We start from the raw sequence: 26,005 nt of genomic DNA on the forward strand, positions 1-26,005 counted from the left end.
ACGGACGTGTAATGAATAGACTCAGCCAACAGCTAAAGGCGCAGCGTTTTGGCAGTCGGCTGGCGTGACGCTCTGATCAGATGGCAAAGAATTTTGTCTTTTGAGCTTTTTGCAGGTGCAGGATAAAGTTCTTTGGTCGCTCTGGACTAGGTTTTCTGCGAGTGACTTTCTCGTTTGATCCAAGCCAAGACATCTCCGAAAGTTTCAGTTATGGTTGCATACCGTATTTGTTGAACGCCAGATATGTTGGAAAATTCATTCACGCCCACTCTCATTAATATGATCGCCCGTGAAAATCCTAATTTTCCCTGAAAAAGACCTGTTTCATGAATCACGTTCGGCCTTGAATTAAAAGATCCGTCAGCAAGTTCATCTTCAGGAGTATGAACAAGAATTGCCAGCTCTGATCCGTCAAGCATGTCCTCTAGCACATCTCGAATTGTGTGTCCTGCGCGTGAGCCAACCTCATATGCTTCGATCTCTATTTCATGTTTGTCTTGGAGATGGTCTTTTAGTGCCCTCCAATCCTGGTCACGTCCGTGTCCTATGAATATAGTTGGAGTAGCTTTGTGCGCAATTTCGGGAAGTGGAACGATATGTGTAGTGGCCACATTATCCGCGCTCGTTTCGAATTGCACAATTTTTTTCTTGTCGTTCGATTTGATTTCCCATCCGAATCTTCCGTAGTGACATAGTCTGACTCTTTGTGAGTCACTAAACTCCAGAAAGAGATCGGAGTTGTTTGGATTCAATCCAGCTACGAAATCTTCAAGCTTGTCATACGTCCAGGTTCCATTGTGAGTATTTGCGTTGCCGTGGATTGAGTCGGGTTCTCCGAAAATATCTTCGCTCAATTGAATTAGGTTTCTCCAACCTAGTTCACTTAAATAGTATCCTTCGTACTTCTTGGTGCGCTCCATCGTAATTTCCTAATGTTTAAGTTGGTGGGCTTTCGCACTTTTTCTTACGGGCTCGTTAGAATCACGACGGTTAGCCCTTGTGCATGTACTGTTTGATAAGCACCCATAGTAGCTCCGATGTGCCCAAGAATACAGCCATACTCGAAATTAGGTAAAAAGTGCCGACCTTCAATTTCGCAATTGCCCAAATTGATTGACATAGATTCAGAACATACAAGGCGAATCCAGTCGCCACCAATAGGATGCCAAACACAATGCCTGCACCTGGAAAATTATTTGCTTGGGCTCCATGCTGAGCCAAATAGATGCCGGCGACGATGACTGTTGCAGCAATGCCATAGTTTCTGATGTTGTCGAAAATGAATTTCAATGTTATTTCTTCTAGCTTTACTTCGATTAGCTGTCGAAAAAAGCGCTCGGTTTGTGGCTCCTCTTTTTTTCGAAGCATGTGGGTTCCATTGTTTTGGAGGGCTTCGTTCTCGCGATAATTCTCATGGCGCCATTCACGCTGCATTTTGGAGAGGTGCTTGAATGGTTTTACATATAGAGGGGTGCATTCCCACTTGACTCTCTCCCAGTCGTGTTTGAGAAGGAGCGCAATGCGATGGGTGAATCCTTTTAGATCGTCGGACCCATCGGAAAACAGTTGATCGTAATGAACTAAGATTGCGCCGTCGTTGACACTGTCCTTGGGGTTGATAGACGTTGCGAGACGCGCCCTTAATGAGGCCACCTTTGCAGGAATTGCATTAACCCTATTTTCAACGTGAGCGTTGGTGATCTCTTCGCATAGCTTACGCATGTTGTCTCGCCACTTCGTTCGTTCTTTGGTGACTTGTTCAATCTGAATAGTTCGCTCATCTTTGCGAAAAGCGATGAAATATGAGATCCAGCCGCCGACAGCAGTAATGGAAATACCGGCCAATAATGATGTTAGGTCAATGTCGAAGCTCATGGATGGCTTAAATCTGAATTAAGATGCGCCGCGAAGTAGAGTTGGCTTGAATGAATTTTTAGGGTGCTAACCAGTCGCGGTCAGGTCTAGCTACTTGTCTCGCATTGTTGTATGCCATGTCTAGGGTCAGGCAAGTAGCGGCGCGATAGAAGTCTCCAAACCTCTCTGCAACCAGAGCTAGATCAGCTTTAGCTGGATCAAGTAGGGTTAGTGGAAGAAGCAACTGCACGCTTCCTTGATAGTATTGAGGAATTGCCGTCTTGTAGTTGCGCCTAACACGTTCGGTTGCAGAATCAATTGCCCCTTTGACGAGATTTTGAAGGCCGAACCTATTCATCGCCTTAAGGGTGTCGGGGAACCGCTCGATGTTGTCCTGGATAATGTGTTCAACATTCACCCGAAGTTCTTTGCGTGAGTCATAGACCAAGCTCGCCGGATTGTCATAGTAGTGAGCCATGTCGGGAAGGGAAGAGAATCTATTGAGATCAGATTCTCCTCGGCGACAAAATCTCCAAAAGTGCCAGTAATGCGATAAATTTTCTAGCTTGTTTTTAGAGAAGAGGGCGTAAATAGGTTCTTGTGAGGCGGTAATAAGACCCACATTCAGGCACGCGTACTCTTCGTCCGGAGTGACTGCGATCTTCTTTTCTTCCGCAACGCGACGATAGGTGTACGTAAGGTAGTTTCGAAGAATTGGTTTTGGATGGGCGGCAGCTGTCGCTTTGTAACCCCAGTCTTCAGGTTCAGCGAGAGCCGCAAGTGCATCAATGTTTTCTTCGAACTTCGGCATAAATACAAAGTCACGAAAGTGTTCTGGGAAGTCGTATGGTTGGTTCTTGCTCATGGGTTCCTCGGTGGGTGATAAAGCGCCTTACTTTGTACTTTGATGTGGTGGGTTAAAACACTAGATGGCCCAACGCCAACCGCTAAACAGGTCGCATGTTGCCTCTGAAAAGTGTTTGAATCAACCAGTTGGCTCAAACTGGCGGGTAGATGCGCAGGTATAACAGAATCGACAGGCCTGACCAAGCATCACCGCGATCGCTGCTCAGGTTCGCAAGCCGCTTGCCAGTTTAATTGGGTATGTTCGTTCTACTCAGCAGAACCTGCCAACCACTGCAATGGCAATGAAGACTATGCGACATTTGGCCGCCTCTTGCTCAGGACTGGCGCAGCTGTTTCTTGTGTTGCCGATTGGCGCAAAATGGCGCAAAATGCCCCATACAGGAGATTCGCCATGTCCAACGTTGCCCACTCGTTTGCGTCCGTGAAACTGCCCGCCGCCTTGGTGCAGCAGGCCCGAGAGGCGGCCCAGCCGCAGCGCCGCTCGGTGGCTGGTCAGATTGAATACTGGGCCACCCTTGGGCGCATTGCCGACGAAACCGGCCTCACCGTGCAAGAGGCTCGCGAGGCGATTGCACTTTACGACGCCCGCCACAGTTCCCCGGCAGACGATGAGTCGATCGACGCGATTGAAGCGCGTTTCATGGCCGCAGAGTCCACCGGTCGCCTGGCCCAGGCGGTGCGCGACACCGTGCTGGCCAACCGCCTCAAGGCCGCGCCTTCCCGCCACGCCGCCTGACGCCACGATCCTTTGGCCGCTCCGGTTTTTTACCTGCTGGCCGGGCCCAACGGCGCGGGCAAGTCCACGCTCTATCGCAGTGCGGTGGCCCAGGGCCTGATTCCGGCCGATGCCGAATTCGTCAATGCCGACCTGCACGAGGCGGCCCATTTGCAGCATGTGGCCGATGCCGCAGAGCGTTCGCGCCAGGCGCGCCAATGGACGGATGCGCGGCGGGCGCAGTGTATTGCCGACGGCCGCTCGTTCGCCAGCGAGACGGTGTTTTCTCACACCTCCAAGCTGGACCTGATGGCCGCGGCCAGGCGCGCCGGGTTCAGCGTGGTGCTGCTGGTGGTGTGCGTGGAAGACCCGCAACAGCTGATTGAGCGCGTGAATCAGCGGGTGGAGGAAGGTGGCCACCCTGTGCCGCCCGAGCGCATTCTGGCGCGTTACCCGCGCACGGTGCGCCACCTGAGTGTGGCGGTGCGGCGGGCCGATCTGGCCTTGCTGTACGACACGTCTCAACCACCGGGCCAGGTGTATCAGCCCCCGCGCATGGTGGCGCGGCTGCGCGGTGGCGAGCTGGTGTGGCAGGCAGATCCGCTGCCGGCCTGGGCTCGCCGGGTGGTGTCGCCTGAACCGATGCGCTGAGCGAGCACCTGCAAAAAGGCCCTTGACCACTCAGGCCGGCAAGGTGTGCAGGGGGATGTCGTTGGCTGCTGCCAGTTTGTCGAGTTGCTTGCGTGTCTGGCCAGCGAAGAAGCTGGCGATGGATGCATGGGTCTGTGGCTGGAACATGGCGCGGAGATCCGTCATAGGCACACCCGCCACCCTGCACAGGGCGGCCGCAAAGTGCGGCTCCAGTGCGGCCACCGCCACGCGTCCGCCTTTGCAGGCATACACCCGGTAGCCCGCATGGGCGCCGCCCACTGCGCCGGTGGGCTGGGTCAGGCCCCAGGTTCGCGGCAGGGCCAACCAGGCGGCAGCGTCTGACAGCGCCACTTCCTGAAAACTGCCTTTGCCGCTGGTGCGCTGGTTCAACACCGCCTTCAGTGCGGCTTCGCTCGCCATCAGAGCGCCGCCCATGTCTGCAAACAGGGTGGCGGGCAGGCTCATGTCGTTGACCAGGCCGGCCTCGGCCAGGTAGGTCAGGTCGTGCCCAGGCTCTTCGGCGCGCGCGCCGGGTGCACCCACAATGGCCACGACAGACAGTTGCGGGTAGACCTTGTGCAGCGCCTTCCAGCCCAGGCCCAGCTTGGCCAGCGCCGAGGGGCGGAAAGAGGTCAGCAGCAGGTCGGTGCGGGCCAGCTCCTGGTGCAGCCGGGCCTGGCCCTTGTCGGTCTTCAGATCGATGCTCAGTACCTTGATGCCCTGGTGCAGCGTGGCGTAGGCGGTCGGGTTGTACTGGCCCATGGGGTCGCCACTGGTGCCGGCGGGCGTACCTTTGGGGCCGGGCGGCTCGGCTTTGATGCAGGTAGCGCCCATGGCATGGAGGCGCATGAACGCGGCTGGGCCGGGCAGGTTGAGCGCCAGGCTCAAGACGCGGACGCCGCGCAGGGGCTTGAGGGGTTTGGACGTGGCAGGGGAGGGTGTGGACATGGCTGTACCGGTTGACGTTCACGTCAATGTACAGCCAAGCTCAAACGGACAGAGGCAAGGCGGCGACAGCGGCGGACATACCCTCCGGAGCGAAATGCCCCTGATCCAGCGACACCCAGGATCCGGCTCTGCCGGTCCGAAGGTGTGCCCCCTGGAGGGGGTGAAGCCGCAGGCGGCGCGGGAGTGGATCTATCTTTCCGGAGCGAAGTGCCCCCGTCCAGAGATACCGTGGAACCGGCTTTGCCGGGCCACTGGTATCGCCCCCTCGAGGGGGTGGCGCGAAGCGACGCGGGGGTGGGCCTGCTACTGGCCAAAGTCCAGCGGCAAGCCCACGTAGTTCTCAGCCAGCGTGCGGGATGCGGCCTCCGATCGAACCAGGTATTCCAGCTCGGCTTCCTGCACCTTCTGGCCAAAGCCTTCGGTGTCGGGGAAGCGGTGCATCAGGCTGGTGAGCCACCAGCTGAAGCGCTCCGCGCGCCAGACGCGGGCCAGCGCTTTCTGTGAGTAGTTGTCGATGCCGGCATCGGTGTGCTCGATGTAGTGCTCGGTCAGCGCATTGGCCAGGTACTTCACGTCGCTGGCAGCCAGGTTCAGGCCCTTGGCGCCGGTGGGTGGCACGATGTGCGCGGCGTCGCCAGCGAGGAACAGGCGGCCAAAGCGCATGGGCTCAGCCACAAAGCTGCGCAGGGGCGCGATGCTTTTTTCGATGCTGGGGCCGGTGATGATGCGCGAGGCCATTTCAGGGTCCAGCCGCAGGCGAAGCTCGTCCCAGAAGCGCTGGTCGCTCCAGTCTTCGACCTTGTCGTCCAGCGGGCACTGCACGTAGTAGCGGCTGCGGGTAAGGCTGCGCATGGAGCACAGCGCAAAACCACGCTCGTGATTGGCGTACACGATGGCGTGTGAAGAAACGGGAGGCACGTCGGCCAGCACGCCCAGCCAGCCAAAGGGGTACACCTTTTCGTATTCGCGAATGGCGTCGCGCGGCACGCTGGCGCGGCACACACCATGGAAGCCGTCGCAGCCGGCGATGAAGTCGCAGCTGATTTCTTTGGACTGGCTGTCCACTTCGTATTTCACCGTGGGCGTCTTTCCGTCGAAATCGTGGATGCTGACGTTCGCTGCGCTGTAGATGGTGGTCAGGCCAGCGGCGGCACGTGCCTCCATGAGGTCGCGCGTGACCTCGGTCTGGCCATAGGCGGTGACCACGCTGCCGCCGGTGAGGCCGGTTACGTCAATGGGGTGACGGGTGTTCTTGTAGACCAACTCGATGCTGTGGTGCACCGTGCCTTCGCTGGCCACGCGCTGGCCCACACCCGCTTCATGCAGCAGGTCCACGGTAATCTGTTCCAGAATGCCGGCACGGATGCGGCCGAGCACGTAGTCCGGGCTCTGTCGCTCGATGATGATGTTGTCGATGCCGGCCTTGTGCAGCAACTGGCCGAGCAGCAGGCCGGAGGGGCCTGCGCCAATGATGGCAACCTGGGTTTTCATGAGGGTGTCTCCTGGGCGTGTGGCCTGAAAGCTTGTGCGAATGAGATTCGACGGCAAGGGCGCCGCGACCTGCATGCAGCTTAGGCAGAGGGACCCGTGCGGGCAATGGCTTGCAGGCGGCGCTGCGCGATCTACGGATGCTTTGCGCGATGAACGCACAATCTGCCATCGCTTGGCCATAATGGCGCCCATGGACACCCACCCGCACCCCATCGCAAAGGCAGACTTCATCGAGGGCATGGCCAAGGGCATGGCCGTGCTGGAGAGCTTCGACACCGAACGCCAGCGGCTGAACGCCACGCAGGCCGCCGAGCGTGCGGGCCTGACGCGGGCCGCAGCGCGCCGGCATCTGCTCACGCTGGCACACCTGGGCTACCTGGACACCGACGGCAGCCACTACTGGTTGTCTGCCAAGGTGCTGCGGTTTTCCGGCAGCTACCTGGCTTCAGCGCGCTTGCCCCGGCTGCTGCAGCCCACGCTCAACCGCCTGGCCGCGCAAACGCGCGAGTCGTTCTCAGCGGTGGTGCTGGACGGTGACGAGGTGGTGATCGTGGCGCGCAGTGCTTCTGTGGGCGGGCAGCGGCTCATGGCTTACGGGTTGCACCTGGGCGCACGCTTGCCGGTGCATGCCACATCCACCGGGCGGGTGCTGCTGGCGGGCTTGCCGCGCAGCACTTTTTCAGCCTGGCTCAAGGGGCGCGAACTGGCCCGGCTCACGCCCAAGACCACGGTGGACCACAAGGGCTTGCGTGCGGAGGTGGAGCGCGTGCGGCGAGACGATTTCTGCGTGGCGAGTGAAGAACACGAACTGGGCGTGCATGCATTGGCGGTGCCGTTGCGCAGCATGCAGGGCAAGACCGTGGCCGCGCTCAACGTGGTGGCTTCGCCTGACCGGTTGGAGGCACAGACGCTACAGACCGACCTGCTGCCCCTGCTGCTGGACGCGGCCAGAGAACTGCGCCCCCTGCTGTGACCTTTGTCGGCTGCGTCACACGCCCAGGTACTGTTCCAGCAACTCCGGTGTTTCCAGCAGTTTGCTGGTGGCGCCATCAAACACCACCTCGCCCTTGACCAGAATCACGTTGCGGTCGGTGATCTGGGTGACGTGTTTCCAGTTCTTGTCGACGATCACGCTGCTGATGCCGGATTCGCGAATCAGGCCGCAGATGCGCCAGATCTCGCGGGCGATCAACGGGGCCAGGCCTTCGGTCGCTTCGTCGAGGATGAGCAGGTCCGGGTTGGTCATCAGCGCGCGGCCGATGGTGAGCATCTGCTGCTCGCCACCGCTGAGCTGCTGGCCCCCGTGGTTCAGGCGCTCGGCCAGGCGCGGGAAGGTTTCCAGCACGCGCTCGTAGGTCCAGTCGCGCTGCCCCTTGGTGCCTGCGCGTGCCGACATGACCAGGTTTTCCTTCACGCTGAGGTTGCCGAAGATGCCGCGACCTTCTGGCACGTAAGCGATGCCCTGGCGGGCCACTTCGAAAGTGGGGGCGCCGGTCATGGCCTTGCCCTTGACGTGCACGCTGCCGCCACTGGGTTTGACGATGCCCATCAGCGATTTCAGCAACGTGGTCTTGCCCATGCCGTTGCGCCCCATCAGGCCGATGGTCTGCCCGGGCGCGACTGTGAAGTCGATGCCGCGCAGGATGTGGCTGGCGCCATAGTGGGTGTGCAGGCCCTTGGCTTCGATCAGGGGGTGGCTCATGTCAGTGCTCCTCGCCCAGGTAGGCAGCTTGGACGCCTGCATCGGCTCGCACTTCGGCGGGTGTTCCGGTGGCAATGACCTGGCCGTTGACCATCACGGTGAGCTGGTCCGCCAGGGTGAACACCGCGTCCATGTCGTGTTCCACCAGCATCATGGCGTGGTCCTTCTTGATCCGGAGCAGCAGGGCCACCATGCTTTCGGCTTCGGCCTGCCCCATGCCGGCCAGGGGTTCGTCCAGCAGCAGCACCGTGGGTTCGGTGGCCAGGGTCATGGCGATCTCCAGCTGGCGCTGTTCGCCGTGGCTGATGGTGGCGGCCACGGTGTGGGCGCGTGCGGTCAGGCCCGCCAGTTCCAGAGCACGTTCACAGCGCTCATTCACGCCCGGCATGGCGCTGGCCGAAGACAACCAGCGCAGCGGGTTCCAGGGGCCGTGCCGCTCGCGCGACTGCGCGGCCAGGCGAACGTTGTCCCACACGGTGAAGGGCAAAAAAATGTTGGTCTTCTGGTAGCTGCGCCCCAGGCCCAGGCGGGAGATGGTTTCCGGCTTCTTGCCGGCGGTATGCGCGCCGTTGAGCGTGATCTGCCCAATGGTGGGGGGCAGGTCGCCAGAGAGCAGGTTGGTCAGCGTGGACTTGCCTGCGCCGTTGGGTCCGATGACAGCGTGGATGCGGTCACGGAACAGATCGACAGATACGTCGTTGACGGCCGCCAAGCCACCGAACCGTTTGGTGAGGTGCTGGGCAGAAAGAAGCAGGTCGCTCATGGCGTGTCCCCGCGCTTGCCAAAAAGGCGTTCACCCAGGCCCAGCAGTCCGCGGGGCGCCACCAGCACCACCAGCACAATGAAGCCGCCCATCAACAACTGCCAGTGCTTGGTGAGGTCCTTGAAAAAGTGCATCACATACTCGAACGCAAAAGCGCCCACGATGGCCCCGGCAAAGTTGCCCATGCCGCCCAGAATGATCATCATGATCGCGTGAGCGCTCATGTGAAAGCCCATGAGTTCGGGGTTCACGTAGCCGGTTTGTGCCGCCCACAGGAAGCCTGCCACGCCAGCCAGCGTGCCGGCCAGGGTGAAGGCGGCGAGCTTGTAGCCGAAGGTGCCGTAGCCCACGGCCCGCATGCGGTGTTCGTTCACGCGGATGCCCGCCAGCACACGGCCGAACGGCGAGAACAGCAGGCGCCGCAGGAACAGGTACACCAGCACCAGCACCAGCAGCGTGAAATAGAAGAAGGTGGTCTTGTTTTCCAGGTCGATCACTTGCCAGCCGAAGATGGAGGCATCAGGCCGGAAGTAGACGTAGATGCCGTCCGAGCCGCCCAGCGTCTTGTTGTCGAAGAACAGGAAGAAGATCATCTGGGCGAAGGCCATCGTCACCATGATGAAGTAGATGCCATGGGTGCGCACGACGAAGAAGCCGATGATCAGTGCCGCCAGGCCCGCGCCCAGCGCAGACACGGGCAAGGCCCACCACAGGCTGATGGGCGCATCTGCTGGCGTGAGGAAGGCCAGTGCATAGCCAGCGAGCCCGAAGTAGGCCGCATGCCCCAGCGAAACCAGGCCGGTGACGCCTTGCAGCAGGTCCAGACTCATCGCGAAGATCGCCAGGATCATCATCTGCGAGAGCATCTGGAGGTAGAAGTCGGAGCCGGTGAGCGGCACGAACGGGAACACGGCCAGTGCCACTGCGCCGAGCGCCAGCAGCATCTGCACGCCCTGGGGCAGTTTTTCGAGTTGGGCTTTGGGGGAACTCATCTGGGTCCTATTGCTTGAACAGACCTTCGGGCTTGTACAAAAGCACCCCGGCCATCAGCATGTACACCGCCATGCCCGCTATCTGCGGCACCAGCACCTTGCCGAAGGTGTCCACCAGGCCCACCAGCAGCGCCGCCACCAGGGCACCGCGCACCGAGCCGATGCCACCGATCACCACCACCACGAAGCACATGATCAATACCGAACTGCCCATGCCGGGGTAAACGCTGGCAATGGGCGAAGCAATCATGCCGGCGATGGCGGCCAGCGCCACACCGAGCGCGAACACCACGCCATGGATGAGCCGGATATTGATGCCGAGCGCTTCGGTCATTTCGCGGTTGAAGGCACCGGCCCGGATCTTCATGCCCAGGCGGGTTTTGGAGATCAACAGGTACAACCCCAGCGCCAGCGCGATGCAGACGCCCGACATGACCAGCCGGTAGACCGGGTAGGAGAGGTTATCGGTCAGCGGGACGGACCAATTCAACATCTCCGGCACTTGCACCGCGTGCACGTCGTCACCCCAGAAAATGGAGCGCATTTCTTCAAAGATGTAGATCAAGCCAAAGGTGAGCAAGACCTGATCGAGGTGGTCGCGGTGATAGAAATGCCTGAACAGCAGCCATTCCAGCAGCCAGCCCAGCACCACTGCAATCAAGGTGCCCACAATGATTGCCAGCACCAGACTGCCCAGCTGTGAGGCGAGGAACCAGGCCAGGTAGGCACCCAGCATGTAGAAGCTGCCGTGCGCGAGGTTGACCACGCCCATGATGCCGAAGATCAGGGTCAGGCCCGCCGCGAGCATGAACAGCAACAGGCCGTATTGCAGGCTGTTGAGCAGTTGGATCAGGAAGTTGGCGAAATCCATGGGGCAGGGGCGTTGGACAGGTGCTGGACACGCGTGCAAAAAACAGACCAGCGCCGTTCAAGCGCTGGTCTGCGGCACACGGTCGCGTGGAAAAAACGCGAGGACTCTTAGCCCATGCGGCAGCCGGTGGCTGGATCGGCCACGGCCTTTTGCGCAATGCCGATCACCTTGTTTTCCTTGTTTTCGACCTTGCGCAGGTACATGTCCTGGATCGGGTTGTGGGCCTTGCTCATCGTCCACTTGCCGCGTGGGCTGTCGATCACGGCACCTTCCATGGCGGCATACAGCGCCTGCTTGTTGCTGATGTCGCCCTTGACCGCGTTGGCACCTTTGATCAGCAAAAGACCCGTGTCGTAACCCTGCACGGCATACACGTCGGGCTGGGCGCGGAAGGCCTTGGCGTATTCCAGGCGGAATTGCTTGTTGCGGGGGGTGTCCAGCGAATCGCTGTAGTGCATGGTGGTCAACACGCCATCGGCGGCCGGGCCTGCGGCGTCCAGCACACCTTCGGTGAGGAAACCGGAACCGTAGAGTTGGATGTTCTTGTTCAGACCGGCTGCGGCGTAGTCGCGCAGGAACTTCGCAGCACCACCGCCAGCGAAGAAGCAGGCCACGGCGTCCGGGTTGAGAGAAGCGATTTCGGTCAGCAGGGCCTGGAATTCCACGTTCGGGAAGGGCAGGCCCAGCTTTTTCACAATGGTGCCGCCAGCTTCCGTGTAGCTCTTCTCAAAGCCTTCGAACGCCTCGTCGCCCGCAGCGTAGTTCCAGGTGATCCACACCGCCTTCTTGTGCCCGCGATCCACCATGGCCTTACCCAGCGCCAGCGTGGGCTGGGAGTTGGAGAAGGAGGTGCGGAACACATTGGGTGCGCACTGGGCGCGGGTGGCCACGTGCACGCCTGCGTTGGGAATCAGGTTGAGCACACCACTGTCGCGGGCCACCTTGTGAATGCCCATCTGCACGCCGGAATGCACGGTGCCCACCAACACATCCACCTTGTCGCGCTGGACCAGCCGGGTGGCGTTCTCGATCCCTTTGGCGGGGTTCGATTCGTCGTCCACCTTGAAGAACTCGATTTCACGCCCACCCAGCTTGCCCCCCTGCTCATTGAGCGCCATGCGGAAGCCGTTTTCAATCGCCACACCGAGCTGGGCAAAGGTGCCTGTGTAGGGCAGCATGAAACCCACGCGGACCTTGTCAGACTGGGCTCGCACAATCTGGGGCAGCAGCAAGCCGGTGGACGCAGCGCCAATCACGGCGGCACTGCGGGTAAGAACAATTCGGCGGGTGGTCATGGAATTCTCCTGTGGGTGGTTGGCCGGGATGCGATTGACTTTAGACGGGTGGTTTTGGATTGGCGATCCAGAATTACCCGTACTTGAGACCTGAATTGTTGAGGTATAAATTTAATTCCCATTGGCCTTGGCGGTCAATGCCGCCGGTGAACCAGAATCTGGGCGCGAGTTGAAGCTGCTCAAAGGCACCATGCGGGCGGGCGACTGCAAGGAAAGATGCTCTATATTGCATTTTCTGGGTAAGTCCTGTGTCGGTCTGCGCTGCCTTCTTTGTACCTGAGCCGGCGTCGTCGTTGCCCGGCAGTGGCCTCAATGGCGCCAATAGCGTGCAATATAGTGCACATTGCCGATTTTCGTCCCCGGGAAAACCCTTTGATCCCGGCGGGATGAACATGCACCACAGCCCCCGATTGGTGCTGTGCAGGTGCCATGTTGCATTCCGATGCAGACGCGCACGGGGCAGCGATGGGTGCGACACTTCCTGCATGAACAGGTCTTCCCATTCCAAAAGTCCGCGATCTCAAGCTTCTGCAGATTCAGCGGCCGGCAGCATCCCGGTCGACCCGCTGTTTCTGGCTGCGCCCAGGGTTTCTTCGTTTCACGGAACGCAGGCATTGACGAACGCGAGCGGGTTCTTCTTTGAACGTGAAGACAGGCTGTTTCTGGTGACCAGTCGGCACGTGGTGATCGACGAGGACACGAAACACTTTCCAGACCGCCTGGAAATCGAGCTGCACACCGATGCCAGCAACCTCACCTTGTCGACCGGCTTTTCCATGCTGCTGTACCAGGAGGGTGAAGCGGTCTGGCGGCAGGGGAGTGACAGCGGCGGCGACATCGACGTGGCGGTGTTGGAGGTTGACCGCAGCGCACTGCCGAAGGCGGCCGTGATTCGTGCCTTCTCACCGGCACACCTGCAGACGGCTTTTGGTGAAGTGCACCCCGGCGAGTCCTTGTTGGTCGTGGGATTCCCGCTGGGCTTCCACGATGCGCTGCACCACCTGCCGGTACTGCGCTATGCCGTGGTCGCATCGCCCTACGGCATCCGCTTTCAGGGGCAGGGGTTCTTTCTCACCGACGCCCGCACCCACAGAGGCACCAGTGGGGCGGCCGTGGTGATGCGTGATCACTCGCCCGGTGCTGCCACCGCCGCATTGCCCTGGAAGCTGCTGGGCGTGCACTCGGCGCGCATGGACATGGGTGATCGCGATCTGGTGCTGGACGAATCGCTGGGGCTCAACTGCGCCTGGTATGCCGACATCCTGCTCACACTGACCGAGCCACGAGAGCGCACGGGCGCCGCGCCGGGCTCAAGCGCCAGGGCGGTCACCTCTTAGGGCTGTTTTGTGGCGTTTGGCTGTGCCCGTGTGCGTACGGGTGGCAAGCGCATGGGCGGCACACACCCGCACGATGGGCGATCACATCCCGATCAAGCCGCCACTTCTGTGGAGAGTGCTGATCTGGCGGCCTTCAGCCGCTCGCCTTTGCGCCGCATGAAGGCCAGGAAAAGCAGCGGTACCACGAACAGCGTGAGCAGGGTGGAGAACGCCAGACCCCAGACGATGCTGGCAGCCACCGGCCCCCAGAGGAGACTCTTGCCGCCAATGCCGAAGGCCAGCGCAAACAGGCCGCCGATCGTGGTGGTGGTGGTGATCAGCACAGGCACCACGCGGCGTCGGCCGGCCTGGATGATGGCATGAATGGCGCCCATGCCGCGTTCCAGCCGGTCATTGGCGGCGTCAATCAGCACGATGGCCGAGTTCACCGCGATACCGGTGAGCGCGATCACCCCGTACAGCGTGTAGAGCGACAGCGGGTTGTTTGAAATGGCCAGGCCGAACGCCACACCCGTGAAGGCCAATGGCACGGTCACCAGGATCATCATGGGTTGGAAATAGCTCTTGAACTGTGCCGCCAGAATCAGGTAGATCAGGCCCAGTCCCAGCAGGAACAGCACCTGCATGGCGGCCAGGCTTTCTTCGATGTCTTCGAGCTCGCCAGAGAAGTCGAGGTCTATGCCCGGATGGCGCAGGCGGATGCTTTCCCATTCGGCCTTGATGAAGTCGTTGGCAACCTTGGTGTCAGTGACTTCCTTGTCCAGGTTGGCCTCCACCGTGGTGGTGCGGCGCAGGTTGTAGTGGCGGATGAAGCCGCGGCCGGGCATGGCTTCGGCTTGCACGAGCGCACCCAGGCGCGTCACGCTGCCGTCGGGCAAGGCAATGGGCTCGTCGAGCAGGCTGTCCGGGTCCACCCTCAGGGCGTCGCCTTTGAGCAGCGCCTGGTCGGACCGCACCCGCAGCTCCACCTTGTCGCCACCGTCGCGGGTGAAGGCCACCACTTCGCCGTCCACGGAAAGGCGCACCAGGCGAGCCACTTGAGCGGCGTTCAGGCCGGCCTTGCGCACGGCTTCGTTGTCCAGCGTGATCTGCAACTGATCACGGCCGGGCAGGTTGTCGTCTTTCACGTCGGTGGCGCCGGGAATGCGCCGCACGATGGCCTTGAGCTCATTGGCAGCGGCCTCGATCTGCTCGAAATCGTCGCCCCTTACCTTCACGCTGATGGCCTTGCCCGCAGGCGGCCCACCCGAGAGGACGGTGAAGCTCTTGGTGCCGGGCGAGGTCATGGCCTCCACCTCGGCACGCATGCCATCCACCACGTCGGTCACTTCGCGTGCGTCTTCGGTGCGCGGATTGAGTGACACGAACACCTGCCCGTACATATCGCCATACACCACGTCGGTTTCGGTGAATTTGATGCCGGCCGTGGAGGTGACGGCGCGGGCTTCGCCATTCGGATCGACGCCCTGCAGGCGAGAGCGCACCACTTCCTCGACGCGCTGGGTCGCCAGCAGCGTGTCTTCCAGGGTGGCGCTCTCGGGCATGTCCACGTTCACATAAAACGCCCTGATCGGGTCAAACGCGAAGAACTGAACCCGGACCACCCCGCTGACCAGCAGCGCCACGGCGGCCACCACGGCCAGCACGCCCACGGTAGCAAAGCGTTTGGGGCGACGCAGCGTATAGGCCAGCGCCTGCCCATAGCGCAAACGCAACCCTCGATTGAATCTTTCTCGCCAGCGTTGCACGCGGGTTGGGCGATCGAATCGCAGACCGACCGCGCTCACATGCACCGGCATCATCCAGAACGCTTCCAGCAGCGAGATCAGCAGAGCCAGGGTGACCACGAACGGAATCACGAACATGAACTTGCCAACGATGCCGGGCAACAGCATCAGCGGCAGAAAGGCTGCCATGGTGGTGGCCACCGAGGCCAGCACGGGTTTCCAGACTTCGGCAATGGCGTCCAGGCTGGCTTCCAGAGCGGCCTGACCCCGCTGCATGCGATAGAAGATCGCCTCGACCACGACCACCGCATCGTCCACTAGCATGCCCAGGGCGATCACCACGCCCAGCAGCACCGAGACGTTGACCGTGTAGTCCATGGTGTTGAGGACGGCAAACGTCCCCATCAGTGAAAACGGAATGCCGATGGCCACCAGCATGCCAATGCGCCACCCCAGGAACAGCCAGCACACCGCCAGCACCATGATCACACCGTAGAGGGCGTTGGTTTCCATCACGCCGATGGCCTCCCGCGTGGGCACGGTCTGGTCATCGGTGAGCACCAGTTCAAGGCCGAGTTCGGTCAGCACCTGGTTTTCACGTTCCATGAAGGCCTTGAGCTGATCTACCAGTTCCAGCGTGTTGGTGCGCGTCTTCTTGGTGATGGCCATGGAAATCCCGTCACGGCCTTCGGTGGCCGCGAGTTGCGAGGCGGGTGCCCGCGCGCGTTCAATGCGGGCCACTTCGCCCAGTCTGGCCGAAACACCAGGACGGCCGGATGACATCACCGGCAGATTGGCCAAGGCCTGCGGATCGGTGACCACGCCCTTCACGCCCACCGACCAGGCCCCGCTCTGGGTCTTGAGCGTGCCACCAGTGGTGTCGCGCCACCAGCTGGACAGCGTGTCGGCCACATCGGTGGACAGCAGACCGCGCGCGGCCAGCGCCTGCGGATTGGGGCTGACCAGGATTTCGGGATCGCGCAGGCCCACGGCCACCACCGTGTCTACCCCTGCGATGCGCTCGATGCTGGATTGGATGCGGCGCGCGTTGACCCGCAGGGTTTCGTCGTCGGCCTGGCCCATCAGAATCATCGTCGCAGTGGGAAACCCGTTGCTGGTCGTGATCTCCAGGATCACTGGGTCTTCTGCGTCGGATGGCAGTTCACTGGATGTCTTGCTCTGGATTTCGCGGCGCAGATCGGCCATGCGCTTGTCGAAGGTGCGCTCGTCGATTTCGCGGAATCTCACCAGCATGCTGGAGACGTTCTCGCGCGAGTTGGAGAGAACGAACCGCACGTCGGCGACGCCCTTGATGGCGTCTTCCAGTGGGTTGGTGATCAGCCGTTCGACGTCTTCTGCGCTGGCGCCGGGCAGGGCGGCCGTGACGGCGACCCAGTTGAAGTTGATCTCCGGGTCTTGTTCGCGGGGCATGGTCAGGTAACTGACCAGCCCGAGCAGCAAGACCACCGTGAAGGCGATATTGGCCAGCGGGTGGTTGGTGAGCAGGGCGCGCATGAAGGGCATGGTGAAGCCTTGAGCCTGGGGTGGTCTTGTGGACGATCGATCCGGGGTACCGGGATGGGGAGCGGAGGCAGCGCCGCAAGCCGTCAGTTGGCGGCGGGGCGCGACTCGATGGCCTGACCGTTTTGCAGGGCTTCATGGCCACGCACCACCACGCGCGCGGTTCCACTCAGGCCGGGAGGCGCAGGTGTGGCGCGGCTTTCCTGGGCGCCGGGGACCGGAACAAAGCGTGCGGTGGCCTGAGCGCCATCACCTTGCACCACAAACACACCCATGGCACCGTCGCGGCGCACCATGACCGATGGGGGCAAATGCGGTTGGCTCTCCTGCCAGCGCAGCGTGCCGCTGGCCCCGGCGGCGGGCGCGCTGGCGGCGTCCACAAATGCCAGGCGGGCCGCCCGGGTGCGCGCGGGTGCGGTGACCGCGTCAGACACACGCAGCAGCCGCACCGCAAACTCGCCTTCGCGGGTGTGGAGCTGCAGGTCGGTGGCGTTGCGCAAACCGGTCACGTCGGACGGGCTCAATGTCGCGTTCACTTCGTTGTGCCCCGATTCCACCAGCACGTACAGCACCGTGCCCGGTGCCACGGCCTCGCCAGTCTGGGCCATGCGTTCGCGCACCGTGCCCGCAAAGGGTGCCACCAGCTTCGTCTTGGCAAGCTGTCGTTGCTCGGTCGCCAGCTGGGCGCGCGCACTGTTGACTTCGGTTTGCAACAGCGCCACCTCGGTCTCGCGCTGGCCAAGGGCCTCCTGGGAGAAGAAGCCTTGCGCCACCAGTTCACGGGAACGTTGCAGCTGCGCCTGAGCCAGCTTCAACCGGGACTGGCTGGCATTCAGGCTAGCCTGTGCGCGCTGCACCGCCAGTTCGTAGTCGCGTGGATCGATCTGGGCCAGCAATTCTCCGCGCTTCACCGTGGCACCCACGTCGGCACCCCAGCGCTGCAGCGTGCCCGACACTTCCGCCGAAAGCCTGGATTCGTTGCGCGCGACCACTTCGGCTGGCGCTTCGCGCTTGGGCAGCAGCCAGACCTGATCGAGCGCACGGGTTTCCACGGCGGTCCGCGTGGCAGTGGCCGACTCGGCGCCCGCAGGTGGTGAGCCATTGGCGGACTGCGCAATGGCGGGGCTGTTGAAGAGGGAAAGCGCCAGAACCATGGCAGGCAGTGCAACTGGCTTGACCAGGGGCAGGTTTGCAGAAACGCGAGGGGTGGCAATCGACATGAGACGTCCTGAATGAATGGGTCGGCTGGTCAGCAGGTTGGAAATGCGCGTGTGCATGGCCGTGGCGTGAGGCTGTCTTGGTCACATCCACAGTGCACGCCAGATCAGGTGCGGCAGATCCGCGCGCTGCAGGCGCGGGCGTGTGAGCCAGCTGCGGTGGTCGATGGCCGCGATACCGTCGAGGATGCGAAGACCGCCTTGTACCACCAGACGGAGCTCCCATCCAGCGCGCCCTGGCACGCGCAATGCCAAAGGGGCGCCCTGCATCATGAGTCCGCGGGCGTGGGCGCAGAGCTCACCCACCACGGCACGCGCTGCGTGGTCGGGCAGGGGGGCGTCTGGCAAGAAGTCGGTGATTCTGGCACCGTGCCGCTGCAACATATCCTGGGGCAGGTAGCAGCGCTGGCGGGGCAGGTCGATGCTGATGTCCTGCCAGAAGTTGATGAGTTGCAATGCGCTGCAGATCTGGTCACTTTGCTGCAGAGAGGTCTCGTCGCTCACGCCATACAGGTGCAGCAACAGGCGCCCCACCGGCTGGGCTGACAGCCGTGTGTAGTCGAGCAGTTCATCGACGCTGGCATAGCGGTGGGTGCTTGCGGTGTAGCGCACGTCCTGTTCAAAAGCGCTGATCAGGTCGTGAAGCAATTGCAAGGGCAGCCCGTGTTCCCGGAGTGCAGCGGCCAAAGGGCCGAACACGGTCGGCCACTGGGAAACCAGTGCGGGTGGCCGTGGTTCAACGGGTCCTTCGGCGCGCGCATCGGCAGGCACATCGGTTGAGGCCGTGTGTGCATTGTTCACCCCCATGGCGCATGCGTTCAGTGCAGCACGGTAGCGTGCCAACTCGGCCAGGCGAGCCGGGGCGTCGGCAGGCCCTTCGTCAGCGATGTCGTCGGCGGTGCGGGCGAAGTGGTAGATCGCCATCACGGCCGGTCGCAGCCGTGCCGGGCACAACAGCGACGCCACGGGGAAGTTTTCGTAGTGGCCCACCCCTTGCGTGAGCGGTGTGGTGCGTGTCGCAGGGATCACCGCGACGGGGTGTACGGACGGGGGCGAGTTCATGGGCGATGGGATGGATGCGGTATCGGTGGCGGATTCCAAGAGGCCTGCGGCAGTGTGCCCGTCCAGGTGCCGCCGATCTTCAGCGGGTTGTGGCTCTTTGTCTGCGATCAGAAATGGCCTTTCTCCGGGGTCATGCGTTTGCACTACAATTTTGATTACTAACCAGTCAGTCATTAATATAGCCGCCGCAGTGCGGGCAAAACCCGCCGGGTTTGCGGCCCGGTTTCGCCGGTCTTTCGACTTTTACTGACATTCATCAAAGCGACCAGCCATGAAAACACGCCATTTTGTCCTGATCATGACCAGTTCGTTGGCCATGGCTGCCTGTTCTGACAGGCCACCCCTTCAGGAGCCCATCCGGTCGGTCAAGCTGATGACGGTACAGGCCGATGCGCTGGGCGCACACGCCGAGTACGCGGGAGAAGTGCGGGCGCAGCTGGAGTCGCGTCTGGGCTTCCGGGTGGGGGGCAAACTGGTGGAACGCCCCGCCGAAGTGGGGCAGCGGGTGGAGGCCGGACAGTTGCTCGCGCGGCTCGATGCACGAGATCTCGCACTGGGCAGCCAGGCTGCGCAGGCGCAGGTGGCCGCAGCGCGCACCCAGCGCGACCTTGCCGCCGCCGACCTGAAGCGATTTGCCGATTTGCAGAAGCAGGGATTCGTCAGCGGCGCCGAAATCGAGCGCCGTGAAGCCACCCTCCAGGCGGCGGAAGCCACTCTGCAACAGGCCCAGGCCCAGGGGGCAGTCCAGGGCAACCAGGCCGCGTATGCACGGCTGCAGGCAGATGCGGCAGGCGTGGTGGTGGCGGTGGATGCCGAGGTGGGCCAGGTGGTGGGTGCTGGAACGCCCGTGGTGAGGCTGGCGCAGGACGGCCCGCGCGACGTGGTGATTGCCGTGCCGGAAGACCGCGTGGCCTTGATTGGCAACGGCCTCGAAGCCCGTGTGCGTTTCTGGGCCGATGCCGGCAACGGCGCCTCGCCAGAAGGGGTGACTGCCACAGTGCGTGAGGTGGCCGCCAGCGCGGACCCCGTCACCCGCACCTTCCAGGTGAAGCTGGCCTTGCCTGGCGATCTGGATGTGCCGCTGGGCGCTACAGCTTATGTGCGTTTCGCTGCCAAAGGCCCGGCGGCCGCACCAGTGATCAAGGTGCCCACCACCGCGTTGCTGAAGGAGGGTGATGGCACGGCGGTCTGGGTGTTCGACGCGACCACATCCACCGTGAATACGCGCACCGTGCAGGTGCTCACCGCCGATGGCAACGATGTCGCCATTGCCGCCGGCCTGCAGCCCGGAGACGAGGTGGTATCGGCGGGTGTGCACGTGCTCTCGCCGGGCCAGAAGGTCACCCGTTTTGCCGCTGCGGCCACCCAGTGAGGCCGGGCATGAGCGAATCCCACGCAGCCGCTGCGACGACATCATCCTGGGTGTCGCGTTTCAACCTCTCGCAATGGGCACTGGATCACCAGGCCCTCACGCGCTACCTGATGATCGTGCTGATGCTGCTGGGCGTGGCCGCCTATTTCCAGCTCGGTCAGGACGAGGATCCTCCGTTCACCTTCCGTGCCATGGTGGTGAGCGCCTATTGGCCTGGTGCCACGGCGCAGCAGGTGGCCGAACAGGTGGCGGACCGGCTTGAAAAGACGCTGCAGGAAGTGCCGCACGCGGACAAGATCCGCAGCTATTCCAAGCCCGGTGAAACCCTCATCATCTTTCAGCTCAAGGACGATGCGCCGGCGGCTGAAGTGGAGCAGACCTGGTACACCGTTCGCAAGAAGATCGGCGATATGCGCGGCACGCTGCCGCAAGGCGTGGTGGGACCGTTCTTCAACGACGAATTCGGTGATGTGTATGGCGTGATCTACGCGCTGCAAGGCGACGGCTATTCCCCGGCTGACAAGAAGCAGGTCGCCGACTCCGTGCGCCAGCAACTGTTGCGCGTCAAGGACGTGAACAAGGTCGCCCTGTTCGGCGCGCAGGACGAAAAGCTCTATGTGGGGATCTCGCAAAAGCGCCTGGCCACGCTGGGACTGGACCTGAATCAGGTGCTGGCCTCGCTGGGCCAGCAGAATGCCGTGGAACCCGCCGGCACGGTACAGACGCCGCTGGACGTGCTGCAGGTGCGTGTGGGTGGCGCCTTCAATTCGGTGGAGCAGCTGCAGGCCATGCCCATCCGCGCGTCCAATGGCAGGCAGATCCGCCTGGGCGACATCGCCGACATCCGGCTGGGCTATGTGGACCCGGCCCAAGTGATGGTGCGACACAACGGCAAGGACAGCATCGCGCTGGGCATTTCCATGGCCAAGGGCGGCGACATCATTGCGCTGGGCAAGGCGCTCGATGTGGCCATGGTTGACATTGAGCGGCAACTGCCAGCGGGCATGTCACTTGTGCAGGTGCAGGACCAGCCCAGCGCTGTGACCGCCTCGGTCAATGAGTTCGTGAAGGTGCTGATCGAAGCCGTGGTGATCGTGCTGGCGGTGAGTTTCCTCGCGCTGGGCCTGCACAAACGCGAAGGCGGGCGCGGCCTGCGCCGCTATGTGCTGGACATGCGACCGGGCCTGGTGGTGTTCATCACCATCCCGCTGGTGCTGGCCATCACTTTCCTGGCCATGAACTACTGGGGCATCGGCCTGCACAAGATCTCGCTGGGCTCGCTGATCATCGCGCTGGGCCTGTTGGTGGACGACGCCATCATCGCGGTCGAAATGATGGTGCGCAAGCTGGAGGAGGGCTACACCATGATGCGTGCGGCCACCTTCACCTGGGACGCCACCGCCATGCCCATGCTCACTGGCACGCTCATCACGGCGGCGGGCTTTCTGCCCATCGGCATGGCGAATTCCACAGTGGGCGAATACACCTTCGCCATCTTTGCGGTCACCGTGATCGCGCTGGTGCTGTCGTGGATCGTGGCGGTGATGTTCGTGCCCTACCTGGGCATGAAACTGCTCAAGGTCAAGCCCCACGTGGGCGAGATTCAGGAAGTGTTTGATGGGCCGTTCTACGACCGCTTCCGCGCCACGGTGGACTGGTGTGTGCAACACCGGTGGAGCACCATCGGCGCCACCATCCTCACTTTTATGCTGGGCATTGTGGGCATGGGGCAGGTGCAGCAGCAGTTCTTTCCGGATTCCAGCCGGCCGGAAATCCTGGTCGATCTGTGGTCGCCCGAAGGCACCAGCATCGCCGCCAACGACGAAATCACCCGCCGCGTGGAAGCCCGCATGGCCGAGCAGCCCGGGGTGAAAAGCGTGAGCACCTGGGTGGGTTCGGGTGTTCCCCGTTTCTATCTGCCACTGGACCAGACCTTCCCTCAGACCAACGTCTCGCAGCTCATCCTCATTCCGCAAGACCTGAGCACGCGTGAAAGCCTGCGTCAGGCGCTGCCTGCCTTGCTGGCCACCGAATTCCCTGAGGTGCGCGGCCGCGTGAAGTTGTTGCCCAATGGCCCGCCTGTGCCTTACCCGGTGCAGTTCCGCGTGGTGGGCACCGATCCCACGGTGCTGCGCACCCTGGCCGATCAAGTCAAGGACGCGATGCGCCAGAGTCCGAACACACGCGGCGTGAACGACAACTGGAACGAGTCTGTGAAGATGTTGCGGCTGGAGGTGGACCAGGCCAAGGCCCGTGCGCTGGGCGTGTCCAGCCAGTCGATCGCCCAGGCGGCACGTACCCTGCTCAGCGGCAGCACCGTGGGTCAGTACCGCGATGGCGACAAGCTGATCGACATCGTGCTGCGCCAGCCGCTGGACGAGCGCGATGCCATCACCGACCTGGCGCAAGCGAACCTGCCCACGGCCAGCGGCAAGGCCATTCCGTTGCTGCAGATTGCCCGGCCGGTGTTCGACTGGGAACCCGGCGTGATGTGGCGCGAAAACCGCGACTACGCCATCACGGTGCAGGGCGACGTGGTCGAAGGCCTGCAAGGCGCCACAGTAACCAATGAACTGCTGCCTGCGCTGCGCGCGATCGAGGCCGGCTGGCGCGAGCAAGGCCTGACAGGTTACCGGGTGGAGGTGGCTGGCGCAGTGGAGGAGAGCAGCAAAGGATCGTCGTCAATCGTCGCCGGCGTGCCGCTGATGCTGTTCATCGTGTTCACGCTGCTGATGCTGCAACTGCAAAGCTTCAGCCGGTCTGTGCTGGTGTTCCTGACCGGGCCACTGGGCCTGGCGGGCGTGGCTGGCGCTTTGCTGCTGCTGGATCGACCGTTTGGTTTCGTGGCGTTGCTGGGCGTGATCGCTCTGATGGGCATGATCCAGCGCAACTCGGTGATCCTGATCGACCAGATCGAACAGGACCGCGCCCGGGGCGTGCCCGACTGGGAAGCGGTGGTGGAAGCCACGGTGCGGCGCATGCGGCCGATCGTGCTCACGGCCGCCGCTGCGGTGCTGGCCATGATTCCGCTCTCGCGCAGCGTGTTCTGGGGACCGATGGCGGTGGCGATCATGGGTGGGCTGGTGGTGGCCACGGTGCTGACGCTGCTGGCTTTGCCGGCGATGTATGCGGCCTGGTTCAGAGTGAGGAGGTAACACCCCAAGGACGGGAAACACCCCCGCGCCGCCTTTGGCGTCACCCCCTCCAGGGGGCGATACCAGTCGTCCGGCAAAGCCGGCCCGACGGTATCTCTGGAATGGGTCATTTCGCTTCGGAAGATGTTTTGGTCAGGGTGGGTGCCAGAGGCGTTGGTACACAATCTCCCCCATGCGTCTGCGCCACATCGAAGTCTTCAACGCGGTCATGCTCACCGGCAGTGTGAGTGCGGCCGCGCGCATGATCAATGTCACCCAACCGGCGGTGAGCCGCACTTTGCAGCATGCCGAGGTGCAGCTGGGCTTTCCGCTGTTTCAGCGGGTGGGTGGGCGGCTCAAGCCGACGGTGGAGGCGCAGACGCTGTACCCGCACATCGAGCGGCTGTTTGCCCAGTTGGATGAAGTGCAGCGCCTGTCGGTCAACTTGAAGGCCGGGCGGGGGCAGGGCGCCCTGCGGGTGTTGACGGTGCTGGCGCTGAGCTATGAAGTGTTTCCGCGTGCCATGCATCTGTTCAGGGAAAAGCATCCCAACGTGGTGGTGAACCACCAGGCATTGCATTCGCCGCAGATCGTCTCTTCGCTGGTGCTGCAGGAGGCTGATGTGGGCTATGTGTTCAGCGCGGTCTCTCACCCCGCGCTGGCACAGGAGCGGCTGGCCGAGCGGCGGGTGATGTGCGTGGCGCCCAAAGGTCTGGTCAGCGCACGGCAGGCGAAATCTGGCCTTATCACCCTGGCCCAGCTGAGCAAGCTGCCGGTGATTGCCCTGGACGGACAAGACCCGCTGGGCACCCTGCTGGCGCACACGGTGCGTGACAGTGGTGCCGGACTGAACGAAGTCATCACGGTGCAGACCTACCACGTGGCCCTGGCACTGGCCCACCACGGCGTGGGCGTGGCCATGGTGGAGGGGTGTACCGCTGCGTCGGCCGATCGCAGCAAGGTCGACGTGCTGGCGCTGGAGCCGGCCATCGCCACCTCCGTTCACATGCTGCGGCCCATCGCACGCCCCAATTCCATCACCACGCGCGCCTTCACGCGCTGCATGCAGCAAGCCCTGCAGCAACTGGCCTGACTTGCGGCCGCAGCGCGGCGGCAATGTGCTCGGCGCTGCCAAAGGCCAGCGTGAAGCCGAGGGCGCCATGTCCCGTGTTGAACAGCAGATTGGCCGGGCCGGCCGGCAGACGACCCAGCACCGGTAGACCTTTGGGCGTGGCGGGCCGCAAGCCCGCCCAGGGGTGCACATTTTCAAACCTGGTCGCTCGGGGGAACATGTCCCTTGTGGCCGACACCAGGGCGTCAATGCGGTCGCTTGAAATACGGCGATCTTCGCCCACCAGTTCGGCCATGCCCGCCACGCGCAGACGCTGCCCGATGCGCGCAAACACGATCTTTCTTCCTGCGTCCGTGACGTTGACGGCAGGCGCCGACGTAGCGTCTGCGCCATCTTGAATGTCCAGCGTGATGCTGTAGCCCTTGAGCGGATACACCGGCAGCCGCAGCCCGAGCGCAGCGGCCAGGCGTCGCGAACCGGTGCCCAGGGCCATCACGAATGCGTCCGCATGCACCGCGCCTGCGGGCGTTCGCGCCTCAACCACGCGGTCCCCTCGACGGACCAGGCCCGTGACCGGTGTGTCGAGCAGAAAGCGCACGCCGCGCGCCCGCAACAACTGCTCCAGCGCCTGGCAGACCTTGAGGCAATCAGCTGCGGATTCGCTGGGCGTGTACACGGCGCCATGAAAGTGTGACGTGCGATGAGAGAGAGCGGGCTCAATCGCCACGCACTCTGCCGGCGATAGCGCGTGCTGCTCACTGCCCAGCACGCGCTGCAGCGCCATCTGGTGTCGCGCTGCAGCAAAGCTGGCTTCGGTCGGGTAGAGCACCAGCTTGCCGGTGGTCGAGTGATCGGCATCCATGGCGGTTTCAGCCCGCAATGTGTCGAATGCCAGGCGGCTTTGCGCGGCCAGGTGCAGCAACTGGGCGGTGGTGTCGCGCGACACGCTGGCGCGACAGGCGGCCAGAAAGCTCAGCCCCCAGGCCCATTGGTGAGGATCCATCCGAAGCCGCAGCTTCAGTGGCGAGTCGTTGGCCAGCAGCAGCTTGGGCAACTGTCGCCAGATGGATGGATCGGCCAGGGGCTGCACGTAGGAATAGCTCAGCTGCGCGCCGTTGGCGGCGCTGGCGCCCGCACCACTGTGGGCGCTGTCGATCACGGTCACGGTGTGACCGTCGCGCTGCAACCGCCAAGCAGTGGCCAGGCCCACAATGCCTGCGCCAAGGATGCAGACATGCCGGGGAGATGAGGAGGGGTGTGTCATGGGAACGAACTCTAGGGCGTTCGTCGCCTGCTGAAAAATGCCGACTGCACACTCGCCCATGCCGCGAAGTCATGGTCTGTGGCGATCCGAGACCATAAGCAAAAGGCATGGAATCGGCGCAAAAAGGCATTTTTACGATCTCACCCAGGT

The 26,005-nt window shown here is 62.4% G+C and carries 21 protein-coding genes; 7 read left to right on the plus strand and 14 right to left on the minus strand.

Going from position 1 to position 26,005, the window contains the following annotated elements:
- Nucleotides 1–146: 146 nt before the first annotated feature.
- The 3 genes from J2W49_RS03485 to J2W49_RS03495 all read right to left on the minus strand — a co-directional run bounded on the left by J2W49_RS03485 (nucleotide 147) and on the right by J2W49_RS03495 (nucleotide 2,719).
- Nucleotides 147–920 (minus strand): nucleotide-binding protein, encoded by a 774-nt coding sequence (locus J2W49_RS03485; protein ID WP_310311604.1) that lies wholly within the window; start codon nucleotides 918–920, stop codon nucleotides 147–149.
- A gap of 70 nt (nucleotides 921–990) precedes the next feature.
- The gene (locus tag J2W49_RS03490; protein WP_310311606.1) at nucleotides 991–1,875 is read right to left on the minus strand and encodes a hypothetical protein; all 885 of its coding nucleotides are present in this window, start codon (nucleotides 1,873–1,875) and stop codon (nucleotides 991–993) included.
- 58 nt (nucleotides 1,876–1,933) lie between these two features.
- Entirely contained in the window at nucleotides 1,934–2,719 is a 786-nt protein-coding gene (locus J2W49_RS03495) for a DUF3825 domain-containing protein (protein ID WP_310311608.1), read from the minus strand.
- A 393-nt stretch (nucleotides 2,720–3,112) separates the two neighbouring features.
- On the opposite strand from J2W49_RS03495, the gene J2W49_RS03500 reads away from it, so the two are divergent.
- Both J2W49_RS03500 and J2W49_RS03505 read left to right on the plus strand, forming a co-directional pair.
- Complete coding sequence (locus J2W49_RS03500; protein ID WP_310311610.1) at nucleotides 3,113–3,457, plus strand: TA system antitoxin ParD family protein; 345 nt, start codon at nucleotides 3,113–3,115, stop codon at nucleotides 3,455–3,457.
- Nucleotides 3,458–3,469: 12 nt separating this feature from the next.
- Nucleotides 3,470–4,087: an ATPase gene (locus J2W49_RS03505; RefSeq protein ID WP_310311612.1), complete on the plus strand. Its 618-nt coding sequence runs from the start codon at nucleotides 3,470–3,472 to the stop codon at nucleotides 4,085–4,087.
- Between the two features lie 30 nt (nucleotides 4,088–4,117).
- Here J2W49_RS03505 and J2W49_RS03510 read toward each other — a convergent pair whose 3' ends face one another.
- Nucleotides 4,118–5,035 carry a CaiB/BaiF CoA-transferase family protein gene (locus J2W49_RS03510; RefSeq protein WP_310311614.1) on the minus strand — a complete coding sequence of 306 codons (918 nt, stop codon included), beginning with the start codon at nucleotides 5,033–5,035 and terminating at the stop codon, nucleotides 4,118–4,120.
- 303 nt (nucleotides 5,036–5,338) lie between these two features.
- Entirely contained in the window at nucleotides 5,339–6,526 is a 1,188-nt protein-coding gene (gene pobA / locus J2W49_RS03515) for a 4-hydroxybenzoate 3-monooxygenase (RefSeq protein WP_310311616.1), read from the minus strand.
- Nucleotides 6,527–6,716: 190 nt separating this feature from the next.
- On the opposite strand from pobA, the gene J2W49_RS03520 reads away from it, so the two are divergent.
- Nucleotides 6,717–7,499: an IclR family transcriptional regulator domain-containing protein gene (locus J2W49_RS03520; RefSeq protein ID WP_310311618.1), complete on the plus strand. Its 783-nt coding sequence runs from the start codon at nucleotides 6,717–6,719 to the stop codon at nucleotides 7,497–7,499.
- A 15-nt stretch (nucleotides 7,500–7,514) separates the two neighbouring features.
- Here J2W49_RS03520 and J2W49_RS03525 read toward each other — a convergent pair whose 3' ends face one another.
- The 5 genes from J2W49_RS03525 to J2W49_RS03545 all read right to left on the minus strand — a co-directional run bounded on the left by J2W49_RS03525 (nucleotide 7,515) and on the right by J2W49_RS03545 (nucleotide 12,149).
- Entirely contained in the window at nucleotides 7,515–8,228 is a 714-nt protein-coding gene (locus tag J2W49_RS03525) for an ABC transporter ATP-binding protein (RefSeq protein WP_310311620.1), read from the minus strand.
- 1 nt (nucleotide 8,229) lies between these two features.
- Entirely contained in the window at nucleotides 8,230–8,991 is a 762-nt protein-coding gene (locus tag J2W49_RS03530; RefSeq protein WP_310311623.1) for an ABC transporter ATP-binding protein, read from the minus strand.
- Nucleotides 8,988–9,983, minus strand: a complete 996-nt coding sequence (locus J2W49_RS03535) for a branched-chain amino acid ABC transporter permease (protein ID WP_310311625.1) — start codon at nucleotides 9,981–9,983, stop codon at nucleotides 8,988–8,990. Before J2W49_RS03535 ends, J2W49_RS03530 begins: the two co-directional genes overlap by 4 nt.
- A gap of 7 nt (nucleotides 9,984–9,990) precedes the next feature.
- The gene (locus J2W49_RS03540; RefSeq protein ID WP_310311626.1) at nucleotides 9,991–10,854 is read right to left on the minus strand and encodes a branched-chain amino acid ABC transporter permease; all 864 of its coding nucleotides are present in this window, start codon (nucleotides 10,852–10,854) and stop codon (nucleotides 9,991–9,993) included.
- Between the two features lie 107 nt (nucleotides 10,855–10,961).
- Nucleotides 10,962–12,149 (minus strand): ABC transporter substrate-binding protein, encoded by a 1,188-nt coding sequence (locus J2W49_RS03545; protein WP_310311628.1) that lies wholly within the window; start codon nucleotides 12,147–12,149, stop codon nucleotides 10,962–10,964.
- 614 nt (nucleotides 12,150–12,763) lie between these two features.
- Here J2W49_RS03545 and J2W49_RS03550 point away from each other — a divergent pair.
- On the plus strand, nucleotides 12,764–13,486 hold the full coding sequence (locus J2W49_RS03550) for a S1 family peptidase (RefSeq protein WP_310311630.1): 723 nt from the start codon (nucleotides 12,764–12,766) through the stop codon (nucleotides 13,484–13,486).
- Between the two features lie 92 nt (nucleotides 13,487–13,578).
- Here the strand turns inward: J2W49_RS03550 and J2W49_RS03555 are convergent, their stop codons facing one another.
- The 3 genes from J2W49_RS03555 to hpnC form a co-directional block, all read right to left on the minus strand.
- Nucleotides 13,579–16,737 (minus strand): efflux RND transporter permease subunit, encoded by a 3,159-nt coding sequence (locus J2W49_RS03555; protein ID WP_310311631.1) that lies wholly within the window; start codon nucleotides 16,735–16,737, stop codon nucleotides 13,579–13,581.
- Between the two features lie 83 nt (nucleotides 16,738–16,820).
- Nucleotides 16,821–17,954, minus strand: coding sequence for an efflux RND transporter periplasmic adaptor subunit (locus tag J2W49_RS03560; protein ID WP_310311633.1), 1,134 nt, complete (start codon nucleotides 17,952–17,954; stop codon nucleotides 16,821–16,823).
- 81 nt (nucleotides 17,955–18,035) lie between these two features.
- On the minus strand, nucleotides 18,036–19,013 hold the full coding sequence (gene hpnC / locus J2W49_RS03565; protein WP_310311635.1) for a squalene synthase HpnC: 978 nt from the start codon (nucleotides 19,011–19,013) through the stop codon (nucleotides 18,036–18,038).
- Nucleotides 19,014–19,284: 271 nt separating this feature from the next.
- Between hpnC and J2W49_RS03570 the strand changes: the two genes are divergently transcribed.
- From J2W49_RS03570 to J2W49_RS03580, 3 genes are all read left to right on the plus strand, one after another.
- The gene (locus J2W49_RS03570; RefSeq protein WP_310311637.1) at nucleotides 19,285–20,385 is read left to right on the plus strand and encodes an efflux RND transporter periplasmic adaptor subunit; all 1,101 of its coding nucleotides are present in this window, start codon (nucleotides 19,285–19,287) and stop codon (nucleotides 20,383–20,385) included.
- Between the two features lie 8 nt (nucleotides 20,386–20,393).
- Complete coding sequence (locus tag J2W49_RS03575) at nucleotides 20,394–23,540, plus strand: efflux RND transporter permease subunit (RefSeq protein ID WP_310311638.1); 3,147 nt, start codon at nucleotides 20,394–20,396, stop codon at nucleotides 23,538–23,540.
- Nucleotides 23,541–23,712: 172 nt separating this feature from the next.
- Nucleotides 23,713–24,612 (plus strand): LysR family transcriptional regulator, encoded by a 900-nt coding sequence (locus J2W49_RS03580; RefSeq protein WP_310311641.1) that lies wholly within the window; start codon nucleotides 23,713–23,715, stop codon nucleotides 24,610–24,612.
- On the opposite strand, the gene J2W49_RS03585 is transcribed toward J2W49_RS03580, so the two are convergent.
- Entirely contained in the window at nucleotides 24,572–25,855 is a 1,284-nt protein-coding gene (locus tag J2W49_RS03585) for a D-amino acid dehydrogenase (RefSeq protein WP_310311643.1), read from the minus strand. The genes J2W49_RS03580 and J2W49_RS03585 overlap by 41 nt on opposite strands.
- Between the last annotated feature and the right edge of the window lie 150 nt (nucleotides 25,856–26,005).

It is taken from the genome of Hydrogenophaga palleronii (assembly GCF_031457455.1).
Lineage (GTDB): Bacteria > Pseudomonadota > Gammaproteobacteria > Burkholderiales > Burkholderiaceae_C > Hydrogenophaga > Hydrogenophaga palleronii_A.

Excerpts from the sequence above, each read along its gene's own strand:
- J2W49_RS03525 (WP_310311620.1), bottom strand. The coding sequence starts at position 8,228 with ATGAGCCACCCCCTGATCGAAGCCAAGGGCCTGCACACCCACTATGGC.
- J2W49_RS03575 (WP_310311638.1), top strand. The coding sequence starts at position 20,394 with ATGAGCGAATCCCACGCAGCCGCTGCGACGACATCATCCTGGGTGTCG.
- J2W49_RS03540 (WP_310311626.1), bottom strand. The coding sequence starts at position 10,854 with ATGGATTTCGCCAACTTCCTGATCCAACTGCTCAACAGCCTGCAATAC.
- J2W49_RS03500 (WP_310311610.1), top strand. The coding sequence starts at position 3,113 with ATGTCCAACGTTGCCCACTCGTTTGCGTCCGTGAAACTGCCCGCCGCC.
- J2W49_RS03510 (WP_310311614.1), bottom strand. The coding sequence starts at position 5,035 with ATGTCCACACCCTCCCCTGCCACGTCCAAACCCCTCAAGCCCCTGCGC.
- J2W49_RS03585 (WP_310311643.1), bottom strand. The coding sequence starts at position 25,855 with ATGACACACCCCTCCTCATCTCCCCGGCATGTCTGCATCCTTGGCGCA.
- J2W49_RS03490 (WP_310311606.1), bottom strand. The coding sequence starts at position 1,875 with ATGAGCTTCGACATTGACCTAACATCATTATTGGCCGGTATTTCCATT.
- J2W49_RS03485 (WP_310311604.1), bottom strand. The coding sequence starts at position 920 with ATGGAGCGCACCAAGAAGTACGAAGGATACTATTTAAGTGAACTAGGT.
- J2W49_RS03545 (WP_310311628.1), bottom strand. The coding sequence starts at position 12,149 with ATGACCACCCGCCGAATTGTTCTTACCCGCAGTGCCGCCGTGATTGGC.
- J2W49_RS03570 (WP_310311637.1), top strand. The coding sequence starts at position 19,285 with ATGAAAACACGCCATTTTGTCCTGATCATGACCAGTTCGTTGGCCATG.
- pobA (WP_310311616.1), bottom strand. The coding sequence starts at position 6,526 with ATGAAAACCCAGGTTGCCATCATTGGCGCAGGCCCCTCCGGCCTGCTG.
- J2W49_RS03495 (WP_310311608.1), bottom strand. The coding sequence starts at position 2,719 with ATGAGCAAGAACCAACCATACGACTTCCCAGAACACTTTCGTGACTTT.
- hpnC (WP_310311635.1), bottom strand. The coding sequence starts at position 19,013 with ATGAACTCGCCCCCGTCCGTACACCCCGTCGCGGTGATCCCTGCGACA.
- J2W49_RS03560 (WP_310311633.1), bottom strand. The coding sequence starts at position 17,954 with ATGTCGATTGCCACCCCTCGCGTTTCTGCAAACCTGCCCCTGGTCAAG.
- J2W49_RS03535 (WP_310311625.1), bottom strand. The coding sequence starts at position 9,983 with ATGAGTTCCCCCAAAGCCCAACTCGAAAAACTGCCCCAGGGCGTGCAG.
- J2W49_RS03530 (WP_310311623.1), bottom strand. The coding sequence starts at position 8,991 with ATGAGCGACCTGCTTCTTTCTGCCCAGCACCTCACCAAACGGTTCGGT.
- J2W49_RS03580 (WP_310311641.1), top strand. The coding sequence starts at position 23,713 with ATGCGTCTGCGCCACATCGAAGTCTTCAACGCGGTCATGCTCACCGGC.
- J2W49_RS03555 (WP_310311631.1), bottom strand. The coding sequence starts at position 16,737 with ATGCCCTTCATGCGCGCCCTGCTCACCAACCACCCGCTGGCCAATATC.
- J2W49_RS03520 (WP_310311618.1), top strand. The coding sequence starts at position 6,717 with ATGGACACCCACCCGCACCCCATCGCAAAGGCAGACTTCATCGAGGGC.